General features: G+C 68.8%; 9 protein-coding genes. 2 read left to right on the top strand and 7 right to left on the bottom strand.

Annotated elements, in window-relative coordinates:
* On the bottom strand, nucleotides 1-1,256 hold a 1,256-nt coding region (locus FJV41_RS44180; RefSeq protein ID WP_181791365.1), incomplete at its 3' end, for a serine/threonine protein kinase.
* Between the two features lie 389 nt (nucleotides 1,257-1,645).
* Between FJV41_RS44180 and FJV41_RS44190 the strand changes: the two genes are divergently transcribed.
* Nucleotides 1,646-3,355: an HAD-IG family 5'-nucleotidase gene (locus tag FJV41_RS44190; protein WP_141648660.1), complete on the top strand. Its 1,710-nt coding sequence runs from the start codon at nucleotides 1,646-1,648 to the stop codon at nucleotides 3,353-3,355.
* An 84-nt stretch (nucleotides 3,356-3,439) separates the two neighbouring features.
* Here FJV41_RS44190 and FJV41_RS44195 read toward each other — a convergent pair whose 3' ends face one another.
* Nucleotides 3,440-4,348: a hypothetical protein gene (locus FJV41_RS44195; RefSeq protein ID WP_181791366.1), complete on the bottom strand. Its 909-nt coding sequence runs from the start codon at nucleotides 4,346-4,348 to the stop codon at nucleotides 3,440-3,442.
* A 97-nt stretch (nucleotides 4,349-4,445) separates the two neighbouring features.
* Nucleotides 4,446-5,243, bottom strand: coding sequence for a class I SAM-dependent methyltransferase (locus tag FJV41_RS44200; RefSeq protein WP_141648662.1), 798 nt, complete (start codon nucleotides 5,241-5,243; stop codon nucleotides 4,446-4,448).
* Nucleotides 5,244-5,451: 208 nt separating this feature from the next.
* Here FJV41_RS44200 and FJV41_RS44205 point away from each other — a divergent pair, with 208 nt between their 5' ends.
* Nucleotides 5,452-7,701, top strand: a complete 2,250-nt coding sequence (locus FJV41_RS44205; RefSeq protein WP_141648663.1) for a di-heme oxidoreductase family protein — start codon at nucleotides 5,452-5,454, stop codon at nucleotides 7,699-7,701.
* Between the two features lie 69 nt (nucleotides 7,702-7,770).
* On the opposite strand, the gene FJV41_RS44210 is transcribed toward FJV41_RS44205, so the two are convergent.
* From FJV41_RS44210 to FJV41_RS44225, 4 genes are all read right to left on the bottom strand, one after another.
* On the bottom strand, nucleotides 7,771-9,936 hold the full coding sequence (locus FJV41_RS44210; protein WP_141648664.1) for a sensor domain-containing diguanylate cyclase: 2,166 nt from the start codon (nucleotides 9,934-9,936) through the stop codon (nucleotides 7,771-7,773).
* Complete coding sequence (locus FJV41_RS44215; protein WP_141648665.1) at nucleotides 9,933-10,214, bottom strand: FtsB family cell division protein; 282 nt, start codon at nucleotides 10,212-10,214, stop codon at nucleotides 9,933-9,935. Before FJV41_RS44215 ends, FJV41_RS44210 begins: the two co-directional genes overlap by 4 nt.
* An 81-nt stretch (nucleotides 10,215-10,295) precedes the next feature.
* A complete protein-coding gene (locus FJV41_RS44220) occupies nucleotides 10,296-10,811 on the bottom strand; it encodes a TlpA family protein disulfide reductase (RefSeq protein ID WP_141648666.1) in 516 nt (171 codons plus the stop codon).
* A 1-nt stretch (nucleotide 10,812) separates the two neighbouring features.
* Entirely contained in the window at nucleotides 10,813-11,295 is a 483-nt protein-coding gene (locus tag FJV41_RS44225; RefSeq protein ID WP_174455471.1) for a Fur family transcriptional regulator, read from the bottom strand.
* Nucleotides 11,296-11,373: the final 78 nt, after the last annotated feature.

The following is an 11,373-nucleotide window of genomic DNA, read 5'->3' on the forward strand; positions in this document are numbered from 1 at the left end:
GCTCCCCCACCCTTCGCCCCCAGCTGCCGACGCGGCTTGGGGGGCGCGGCGCCCGGAGGCGCATCCCAGCCCTGCTCGATACCGGGGGCCTGCGTCCCCTCCGTCCAATCCCCGTCGGGCAGGCGCGACTCGGGCTCCGGAGCGCTCGGGCCAGGCGCGGCGGCGATGTCCGGCTCGTAGTCCTCGGGACGGTATTCCTCGAAGCCGGGCACGGACTCCAGGGTCTCCGCGCGGGCCTCCGTCTCCGAGAGCGCGCGGGTGTAGGGGGCGCGCTGGACGATGGAGGCTTCGGGCTCCTCGGCGCCCAGGTCGTCCATCTCCGCGCCGGAGATGGGCTCCAGGGAGAAGGGCTCCTTGAACGGCGGGGCCGTGAGGCTCGCGATGCTGACCTCGTTGGGGAACAGCTCGGTGACGAAGCGGCGCACGTCGTCCGCGCCCGGCATGCCTCCGCTGGCCGAAAGGAAGTTGCGCAGCGCGTTCGAAAACTCCGCGCACGAGCGGAAGCGCCGCGCGGCGGTGGGCTCCAGCGCGCGAAGCACGAGCGGATCCAACCGCGCGTTGATGCGGCGATCCAACCGGCTGGGCGGAGGCAGCCCCTCGCTGCGGCGCGTGGAGACACCGCCGCTGCCGGGAATCACCGGCTCGCGCTGCGTGAGCAGCTCGTAGGCGATGGCGCCCAGCGAGTACACGTCGGACGCCTCCGTGGCGGCCTCTCCCCGGGTGACTTCGGGCGCGCGGTAGGTGCCGCGGCCCCGCCCCGCGAAGGACTTGCGCAGCTGGGGCACGGCCAGGAGCGCGCGCATCGCGCCGAAGTCGCAGACCGCGGGCGTGCCAGCCCGGCCCAGCACCACGTTGCCGGGCGTGAGCGCTCCGTGGATGACGCCCGCGTCATGCGCGTGCTGCACGGCGTCCAGCAACTGGATGACGATGTAGAGCGCCACCGCCGAGGGGAGGAGGACCTCCTTGGTGTGCAGGCGCTGGAGGGCGGTCCCCAACAGGGCGCCATCCACGTCCTGGCGGACCACGGCGAGCCGCTGACGCACGACGCCCATGTCCACGACATGGAGGATGCCCGGGTGGCGCACGGACTGAAGCAGCCGCGTCGTCTCCGCCAGGTCCAGCGCGTAGGCGGGGTCCGACGTCTTGGGGTGGAAGAGCTTCACCACCACCTCGCCCGACGGAGCCTGGACGGCCTCGTATAGCTCCGCCAGCTCTCCGGACTCGATTCGACCCGTCAGACGATACGTGGCGCTCATCGCTTCTTTCGCGCCGGGCGACGGCGAGTCACTGCGGAAAAGACGAAGCCGCACCAGACGCACGACTCGCCGCGTCGGCCTGGGGGGAGCTCCAAGGTACAGCCGGGGCAGCGCGGGCGCGCTCGCCGGGACTCCGGTTTAGAGGGCTCGGCCGCTCGCCCGGAGGTGCTCCGAGGGGTGGCGACGGGCCGAGGCGATGCCGCGCGCAGCCGGGCCTCCAGACGGCGCACCCGGTCCTCGAGCGCGGCGACCCGGGTGGACAGGCGCGCATGGAGTTCCTCGGCGGTCTCCGAGGGCTGACGTCGGACAGGCGAACGCATCGCGGCCTTTGAGCGTGCCACGCCCGTCCAGTGCCCTCAAGGACCGAGCCGCGAACCAGCACGCGTGTTATGTGTGGACGTCCCGTGGCTCCAACCCTGTCCCCCTTCCGTCCCATCCCGGGCGGGCCCTCCCCGGACCCGCTTCACGGGAGCTTCCGTTCACCTCTCAACCGCGCGCGCTCGGAGGCGGCGGCTCAGCACGCCCAGCAGCTCCTCGAGGATGAGACGCTGGCGCGGCTGCTCTCCACCCCGCGAGCCCCCAGGGACACCGTTCCAAGGGCGCGGGAGGTCTTCGTCAACCGCAACCTGCGCATGTCTGGCCTGGAGCTCATCGGCTTCGACATGGACTACACGCTGGCCATCTACCACATGCGCCGGCTGGAGCAGCTGTCGTTCGACATGACGCTGGCCAAGCTCATCAGCGAGTACCACTACCCTCCGCTGGTGGGGCACCTGCTCTACGACCATCACTTCGTGATGCGTGGGCTCGCGGTGGATCGCCTGAACGGGAACATCCTCAAGATGGACCGGTTCGGCCATGTGGGCCGCGCGTACCACGGGCTGCGTCCGCTGAAGCCGGAGGTGTCGCGAGAGCTGTACCGCAACAAGCGCGTGCGGCTGCGCAACCCCCAGTTCGCCTGGAACGACACGCTGTTCGCGCTGCCGGAGACGTGCCTGTTCGCGGGCATCATCGAACTGCTGGAGTCGCTGGGCCAGAGCGTGGACTACGGCAAGCTCTACGACGACATCCGCGAGGCCATCGACGCGGTGCACCGGGACAACTCGCTCAAGCGCGAGGTTCGCAAGGACCTGGGCCGGTACGTGTTCCTGGACCCGGAGCTGGGGCCCGCGTTGCACAAGCTGCGCTCGGGCGGCAAGCGGCTGTTCCTCCTGACGAACTCCGCGTGGGACTACACGGACGCGGTGATGAAGTACCTGCTGGACGGGCAGCTGCCGGAGTATCCGAGCTGGCGAAACTACTTCGACGTCGTCGTGACGGCCGCGGGCAAGCCGGGCTTCTTCACGGACGCGCGGCCGTTCCTGGAGCTGGACACGTCGACGGAGGAAGGCCGCCCCGTGGGCGAGGCCACGTCGTTGGACCGGGGGAAGGCGTACTCGGGCGGCAACCTGGCGCGCTTCGAGGAGCTCACGGGCTACCGGGGTGAGAACATCCTGTACGTCGGCGACCACATCTACGGCGACATCCTGAAGTCGAAGAAGTCGTCGCTGTGGCGCACGTGCATGGTGGTGCAGGAGATCGAGGATGAGATCACCTACACCGCCACGCGGCGCGAGGAGATTGGCACCCTCACCCAGATGGAGATCCTCCGCGAGCGCCTGGATGACGAGGTCAACCACCACAAGACGCTGCTGAACCTGCTGGAGCGGCGGCTGGAGCGCGAGCCGCTGACGCCCTCCGAGCGCGAGTCCGTGGAGGAGCAGCGCCGTCAGCTGAAGTCGGAGCTGGACAAGATGCGTCGCGCGCTGAAGGACGCGACGGGCATCGCGGACACGCTGGAGGAAGACGTCGAGGAGGGCTTCAACCCGTACTGGGGCCTGCTGTTCAAGGAGGGCAACGAGAACAGCCGCTTCGGCTACCAGGTGGAGCAGTACGCGTGCCTCTACACGAGCCGCGTCTCCAACTTCCTGCACCACTCGCCCATGCAGTACTACCGCTCACCGCGAGATCAGATGCCGCATGAGCAGGCCGGAGCGCTGTCCGCGCGGCTCTCCCCCATGGGTGGCGAGGGTCCGCCCAAGGGTGCTGGCAAGGACTGACGGCGCCCTCCCCTTCCTTGGTCCGCGCCAGGGAAGGGCCACTCGCGTGGCGCTGACTCCTGATTCCGCCCGCGTGCCCCGGTGTCATCCACCTGGGACAAGCACCCGGGTGGACAGGGGCACGGCGTCCAGGCGGGGACGTTGAAGCTCCAGCGCGCCGATGAGCTCGGGAGCGCGACGCGACGTCACTCGCGACAGAGTCATCGAGAGCTTCTGTGCGGAGGGCGGCACCTCCCCCACGGTCGACGTCATCGCCCGGTACTCACGCGCCTCGACCAGCTCGGGCCAGGTGTCCTCACCCAGGTAGAAGTCGGTCCGGGCGTTCAGGGAGACCTGCACGGAGGCCGCGAGGGGATGCAGTCCGTCCGGCCTGGAGAGTCGGAGGTAGTGCTCCTTCGTCCGTTGGTACTTGCGATACGGGTGAACACTGGGATGGTGCTGATAGCGGGCCGCATACGCCCCGGTGACATCCAGCTCCTGCGTCCGCCAGGTCTCCCCCTTCTCCCCCTGGACCTCTGGCCTCACGAACTGTGAGGCCGCGACAATCGACCGCAGGATGTCCCGCTTCCAGGGCTCCAACCCAGGCTCGAAGTACGTCACGAGCGCCGCGCCTCGCGCATCGAGCAGCACGTAGACGGTGGCCTGAAGTTGCGTGATGGAGGACTCGGAATGCAGACCCGAGCCACGACTCGACTCGAAGTACGCCTGCGCGCGGACGGTGACTCGCAGGTCGACTTCCCCTTCCCGAAGGCCCACCACCGCGACGCGCAGCTCACCCTGCAGGGAGCTGATCCGAGCCGGTCGCGCGATATCCTCCCCCGGACCGCGGGCCCCTCGCTCGTCGTAATAGAAGAGGTTGTAGGTACGCTCGATGCCGGGCATCCGGGCACGAGCGTTCGTCACGGCGGCCACGGCCCTGGGCTCCGGTGATTGCGGGCCAGGCGCGGCGATGGCCAGGAGGCTCATTGCGAACAGCCAGCGATGACGCATCACGGAGGAGTCCGGGGGAAAGAAGGGGCTCCCTGCAGACGCCCCTGTCCCGCCGACGGTTCCAACCCATCCCAGTCACCGCGATGTGCACCGTCGCGATTCACGAGGACGACTTCGCCGGGGCATGGGCGGCCACGCGCCCCCAGGCGACGTCTGAGAAGCGGGAGAGCGGCTCCGGTGTGAGCCCGAGCTTTCGCAGGTCATCGGTGTAGCGCGCGCCCTTCACCACCACCCACCGGCGTGCCACGCGCCTGGCTTCTTCGAGTGTCTCCGCCGTGAGGGGCGCATGCTCCGCGAAGCGGCGCAGCACCTCGAAGGCGGGCTGTGCCTTCTTCGGCTTCGCGAACATCGGGTCGAAGAACACCACGTCGAAAGACGCGGACGGCAGCGTCCTGAGGTACTCGCGCGCGTCCGTATGGACCACCTCGACGGCGCACGCGTCGGCCCCCCGCTCGTAGCGACGCAGCCCCTCCCCCGCCACCGCGCACAGCGCGAGGCTCTTCTCCAGTCCGACGACGCGTCCGGAGGGGCCCACCGCCAGCGAGGCCACCAGCGCGTCCTGCGCAAGGCCCAGCGTGCAATCCAGCACCGAGTCTCCAGCCCCGAGCTCAGCCACCCGGACGAACGTGTCGGGCTCCCCCGCGCGCAGGCGCATGAGTCGCAGGTGCGCCATGCCCGCATGGAACCCGAAGGAACCCTCCGGCTCCCACAGCGTCACCCCATCTCCGCCCACCACCAGCAGCGCCTCCACCTTCGTCCCAAGCCAGGGGGCGATGCCCTCCTTCGCACGACGCGGAAGGAACGGCAGCCCCCACCGCGCCGCGACGGCTCTCGCCTCCTGGAGCTGCGCGGCATCCACCTTGGTGCTGGTCGTCACCGCCAGGGGTACGGGGGGCATGAGCGGCGCGCATCCTGCCCCAGTCGCCCCTCAACGCAACGCATCAGGACGCAAGTCCGAGCTGTCGGGGATGTCCGGAAAATAACCCTAGTAGATAAATTTTCCGAACATCATAGGAATTCTTGGCTTCTCGGCCTAACACTCCACTTCCTTCGGATGGTGGAGAAAGCCGAAGCCACCATGCGGAGGATCCCCCTGGAGAACACGCATGAGTAAGAGAGCAACAGGAGTGGCCGTGGCATTGTTGATGGCGGCATGCGCGGCCAGTTCCGCGAGCGCCGCCACCTCTGGCGCTCAGCCGTCTGGCTCGTCCGCCATCTTCTTCATCGACACCACGTCGTGGGCAGACATCCACTACAAGGTGAACAACGGTTTGCAGCTCAACGTGAGGATGGCCGTCACCAACGGCCGCAACGAGTTCACGGTGAGCGGTCTCAACACCGGTGACTTCGTCGACTACTCGTTCACGTATTGGGACGTGGCCTGTAACTGCGCCTTTGACACGGCGTGGGCACGCTACACGCACTCGGGCACCTCGCAACCCGACGCCGGCACCGGGACTCCGGATGCCGGTACGGGCACCCCCGACGCCGGGCCCCCGCCCGACGTGGGGAACATCATTCCCCTCTTCAACAGCGGTACCGCGCTGGAACCCGCGACGACGCAGGACACGTCGACCGCGCTCATCACCCGCGTGGGAGACCGCGTCCGCGACAGGCACGCGCGCGAGTCTCAGTACCAGGCCTATGACCACTACCTGGCGCGCTACTTCGAGAACCGCACCTTCTGGCTCGAAATCATCGACGAGGTGGCCAAGGGCGGCAGTCAAATCAAGGTGAATCTGCACACGGTATATCCGCACGACGGCACGAACTTCCGCGCCTTCTTCCGCGGCCTCAACACCGTGGCGGAGTACTTCCACAACGGCACCTTCGAGCGGGTGAACGACTTCCTCTACACCGCGAGCGTGAACTTCAACGCCAAGGAGGGCCGGGCCATCCGCGTGGGAGACCGCATGGAAATCGAGGCTGGCGTCTTCCTTCGGCAACCGGTGGAAGGTCGGTTCAACTACTACGGCCGCGCCCTGCTCTACCTCGTGGGCAGCGCGGGAATCGTCCCGTTCGAGGGCCAGGGCGCCATCCTCGACTCCTTCGCCCTCCCCGCGGCGGGCTGGTCAGGGGGACGCACGACGCTGAACTACCCCTACTCCAACGAGCCGAGGAACCGGTTCCTGCAGATGGCGCTGAACATGGCGCCGGTGAACGCGCAGCCCTTCGTCGAGGGCCGCCGCCTGCACCACACCGACTTCAGCGATGGCAGCCACTCGGAGCCAGGCAACCCCGTCATGTCGTCGCAGGTGAACAAGCTGGGGCCCCACTACATCTCCCGCTCGTGCATCTCCTGCCACGTGCAGAACGGCCGAGGCCTCCCGCCCGCGGTCAACACCACCCTGGGCAACTACGTCGTCAAGGTGGGCCGGGTGAATGGCTCCACGGTGACGGCGGACCCGTTCCTGGGCTTCCGCCTCCAGCCGCGCAGCACCAGCGGCACGCCCGAGGCGGACGTGCGCATCGCCAGTTGGACGACGAGCACCGGTCTGTTCGCGGACGGCTCGGGCTACGAGCTGCGCAGGCCCAACTACACCTTCCTCAACGTCATCCCCACGAACCACTCGGCGCGAATCACGCCGCAGCTCGTGGGGTTGGGCTTGTTGGAGGCCGTTCCGGAGACGGCCGTCGCGGGGCTCGCCGACCCGAATGACAGCAACGGGGACGGCATCTCCGGCCGCATGCAGGCCGTCGTCGACCCGGAGACGGGCCAGACGCGGCTGGGCCGCTTCGGGTGGAAGGCCGGCATCGCCCGGCTGAAGCACCAGGTGGCCGAGGCCCTCAACCGGGATATCGGCGTCACCAACGCCGTGTTCCCCACGGGTGACTGCGGTCCGTCGCAGCAGGGGTGCGCGGGCGCAAGCCAGGAGCTGAACAACGCGGACCTGGACAAGATGGTGCGCTACGTGGCGCTGCTCGGCGTGCCCGCGCGGCGCGACTTGCGCGATGCCACGGCGCTGCGCGGAGAGACGCTCTTCGCGAACGCGGGCTGCGCGAAGTGCCACGCGGCTTCGCTCACCACCAGCGCCTGGCACCCGAACGCGGAGCTGCGCGGACAGACCATCCGCCCGTACACCGACCTGCTCCTGCACGACATGGGCACGGGCCTGGCCGACAACCTGCCCGAAGGAATCGCCTCCGGCTCCGAGTGGCGCACGCCCCCCTTGTGGGGCATCGGCCTGACGGCGGGCGTCAGCGGCGGCGAGGCGTACCTGCATGACGGTCGCGCGCGCAGCCTCACCGAGGCCATCCTCTGGCACGGAGGCGAGGGCAACGCCTCGAAGAACGCCTTCGTCGCGATGAACGCCTCGGACCGCGCCGCGCTGGTGAGGTTCCTCCAGTCGCTCTAGGCCGTCGGACCCGTCGGGTTCCACTCGGCTCGGGGAGTCCCGAAGACAGGGGCTCTCCGAGCCGGGAGACTACGAGGCCTCCACGGCCTGGAGCTTCCGGCCACCCTGCATCTGCGCCACGGTGACGGACTGGTTCCGGCCGTTGCGCTTGGAGTGGTAGAGGCACTGGTCCGCCAGGTCGATGAGCTGCTGCTTCTCCATCCCGTGGTCGGGGAAGGTGGCGATGCCCAGCGACATGGTGATGCGCAGCGGCCCCATCTCCGTCTGGAAGACCTCCGCCTTCACCGCCTCGCGAATCCGCTCGGAGATGGTGAACGCACCCTTCGCGTCCGTCTCCGGCATGATGATGACGAACTCCTCGCCGCCGTAGCGCGCCACCACGTCCGTGTCGCGCGCCATGGACTTGATGATGCGCGCCACGCCCTTGAGCACCTGGTCGCCCGTCGGGTGGCCATAGGTGTCGTTGACGCTCTTGAAGTGGTCCACGTCCGTGAGGACGACGGAGCACTTGCGCTGGTAGCGCCGCGCCTGCGCGAGAATCTCGTCCGCCTTCGCCTGGAAGGTGCGGTGGTTGAACAGGCCCGTGAGGCCGTCCGTCGTCGCCATCCGCTCCATCTGCTCGTAGAGCTGCGCGCGGAGCACGGCCTGCGCGGCTTGAATGGCGATGACCTCGATCATCCGCAGCACGTCCTGCTCGAAGTTCGCCTTCTTGCGCGAGCCCGCCACCAGCGTGCCCAGGATGCGGTCCCCCGCCACCAGCGGGAAGATCTTCAGCGCGCCCAGGCCGCGAATCTGCGTCTCGTCGTCGAAGATGACCTGCCTGTCCATGGCCTTGAGGTCTCGTCCCGGCAGCGGCGCGCCGTAGCGCACCACGTTGGCGACCAGCCCGTTGTTGTCCGCGAAGGAGCGCCCCTCCAGCGCCTTGCCGTGCGCCGTCACGCCCGTCATCCGCGCCACGCGGTGCATCCGCTTGCCGTCCACTTCCGACACCAGCGTCACCGCGCAGAAGTCCAGGCTCGCCAACTGCCGGGTGCTCTCCAGCACCGCCACGAAGACCTGCTCCGGGCTGCCCGCGCGGTTCAGCTCTTCGATGGCCTTGAAGAACCGGTCCTTCTCGTCGCGCGTCTTGCGGATGTAGCTCATCACCCGCTCGACCTCGATGGAGCGCAGCACCTCACCAGCGATGGTGCTCAGGAGCTTCTCGTCCTGGTCGCTGAACGGCTCATGGCTCAGGCGGTCCGCCACGAGCACGCCGCGCACCAGGCCGCTGCCCTCGATGATGGGCACCGCCAGCAGGGCCTGCACATTGGGGCCGCCGCCCTCGTAGTACGTCACGCCCTTGAGGCCCTGGGCGGAGTTCATCCGCACCGGCGCGCGGCGCTTGAGCACGCCGCCGATGATGCCCTCGCCCGCGCCGAAGCGCTCGCGCTGCACGCGCTCGGAGCCGGAGCGGCAGTCGTAGAGCTTGAGGCTGCGGTCATCGGAGGCCAGGAGGAAGGCCGCGCAGGTGTGGGTGCGCAGGCCCGTCTCGGCGATCTCCAGCGCCGCGTGCACCGCGCCTTCAATCTCCTTCACCGAGGCGACGAGCCACTTCTCGTCGGAGCTCATGCCGCTGAAGCTGTCCGCCGTGCCGGAGCTCACCAGGCGGAAGGTGCGCGCGCGCTCCTCCACCTCGCGGATGCGCTTCTGCACCGCGTCGTTCTCCGCGCGGCGGGCCACGGCGATGCGCGAGGCCAGCACCAGGTGGTACAGGCCGGCGAAGAGCACGAGGAACGCCGAGTGCGTCGCGAAGCTCGCCGCGTTGGGCACCGGGCCGCCCAGCGTCACCAGCGCGTCGAACACCAGCGCCACGCCCAGCAGCGTCAGCCCCGCGTTGCGCGGCAGGAAGGCGACCAGGAACGCCATCAAGAGATAGACGATGGGGAACAGCTCCCCGCCGCCAATGGCCACGACGATGAAGCCCGCGGCGACCAGCCCGCCGCCCAGCTCCAGGTCATCACGCAGGTCGATGACCGCGCCCACCGAGCCGCGCATGGCCCGGCGCCACGCCGCCACGGCGATGCCCACCAGCAGGAACAGCACCAGCCCGGCCTCCGTCCAGCCCAGCGTGTGCAGGCCTCGGAAGCCGCCGCGCGCCAGGTGGAGGAACGTGGACAGCCCCGCCACGGTGGGAAGCAGCCGCACGACATGACGCAGCAACCTTCCGGGCGACGGAAACGCGCTCAGCGACGTCATGGTGACTCCAGATGAAAGACGAGCTCGCCCGGCTTCACGTAGCCGAGCTCTTCACGGACGGCCCGCTCCAGCGCGGCGGGGTCCTTGCGCAGGGCGGCGATCTCCTGGCGCAGCGCCTCGTTCTGCTCGGACAGGGAGGTGTTGCGCTGCTGGAGCGCACCCACGTCCTGTTTCAAGGAGAGGTAACGGCGGAAGCCCTTGGCATCCGCCACTGACAGCAGGCTCAAGGCCCCCGCCACACCCACCGCCACCACCAGGAGCTTTCCGCGAGCCGTCATGAACGCCGTCGACGGTACCAGCGAGCCTCGCCCCCGCAAGAAATCCGCTCCAGACCTGTAGCACCCGTCGACTTTGCGCGCTCAGTCCTGCTTCAGCAGCTTTTCAATCGCCTTCGCCACGTCGCCGTGGCCTTCCACGCCCTGCCAGCCAGCCACCGCGCGGCCCCGCCGGTCCAGCAGGACGGTGGTGGGCAGCCCCTTGATGGGGCCAAACGGGCTGCGGCCCTCGATCATCCACTCCGAGGCCACCAGCACCGGGTAGCGGGGCGCGTAGTGCTCGGCGAAGGGTTGGAGCACCTTCGTGCCTTCCAGGTCCATCCCCACCGACACGACCTGCAGTCCCTGCGCGCCATAGTCGCGCTGGAGCGCCTCCAACGTTGGCATCTCCGCCAGGCACGGGAAGCACCAGGTCGCGAAGAAGGAGACCAGGACGACCTTGCCCTGCAGCTTGCGCACGTCGTGGCGGGTGGGGCCCACCGACGGCAGGGCCAGCGACTGGAGGAAGGCCGGTCCGGCATCCACCGGCCGCGAGCCACGACACCCCGCCAGTGACAGCAGCAGGGCGATGCAGGCCAGGGCTCGCGCGGCGGCGCTCATCTCACGCTTCCGTGGGCAGGGGGGCCCCGCGCTGACAGTCCCGACACAGGCCGTACAGCTCCATCTTGTGCGACGTCACCGCGAAGCCGTGCTTCCTGGCCACCGCGTCCTGGAGCGTCTCGATGCGATCATTCTCGAACTCGATGATCGTGCCGCACCGGGTACAGATGAGGTGGTCGTGGTGGTCGCGTCCCGCCGCGGCCTCGTAGCGCGTCTGGCCGTCGCCGAAGTTGCGGGCGTGGGCCAGGCCGCACTCGTTGAGCAGCTTCATGGTCCGGTACACCGTCGCGACGGAGACCTTCGCGTCCTGGGACCGCACCTTGTTCCACAGCTCTTCCACCGACAGGTGGCCGCCAACGGCGAAGAAGGTGTCGATGATGAGGCTGCGCTGCCGCGTGCTCTTCAGGCCATGCTGGGCCATGTAGCGGGCGAGCACCTCGTCCTTGTCCTTGATGTCGTCGTGGTCGTGGTCGTGGCCCTGCATGAAATCCCTCGGTAGGGGGCCGACCCTGCGTTGGCCCTCTCATCCTTGTGTAACCGCGCCCCGGAACCGCGCGCGCCC

Origin of the sequence: Myxococcus llanfairpwllgwyngyllgogerychwyrndrobwllllantysiliogogogochensis, assembly GCF_006636215.1 — a bacterium.
Taxonomy (GTDB): Bacteria; Myxococcota; Myxococcia; order Myxococcales; family Myxococcaceae; genus Myxococcus; species Myxococcus llanfairpwllgwyngyllgogerychwyrndrobwllllantysiliogogogochensis.

Coding starts and splice junctions, on each gene's coding strand:
- FJV41_RS44220 (WP_141648666.1), bottom strand. CDS start 10,811: ATGAGCGCCGCCGCGCGAGCCCTGGCCTGCATCGCCCTGCTGCTGTCA.
- FJV41_RS44190 (WP_141648660.1), top strand. CDS start 1,646: ATGTGTGGACGTCCCGTGGCTCCAACCCTGTCCCCCTTCCGTCCCATC.
- FJV41_RS44200 (WP_141648662.1), bottom strand. CDS start 5,243: ATGCCCCCCGTACCCCTGGCGGTGACGACCAGCACCAAGGTGGATGCC.
- FJV41_RS44225 (WP_174455471.1), bottom strand. CDS start 11,295: ATGCAGGGCCACGACCACGACCACGACGACATCAAGGACAAGGACGAG.
- FJV41_RS44210 (WP_141648664.1), bottom strand. CDS start 9,936: ATGACGTCGCTGAGCGCGTTTCCGTCGCCCGGAAGGTTGCTGCGTCAT.
- FJV41_RS44205 (WP_141648663.1), top strand. CDS start 5,452: ATGAGTAAGAGAGCAACAGGAGTGGCCGTGGCATTGTTGATGGCGGCA.
- FJV41_RS44215 (WP_141648665.1), bottom strand. CDS start 10,214: ATGACGGCTCGCGGAAAGCTCCTGGTGGTGGCGGTGGGTGTGGCGGGG.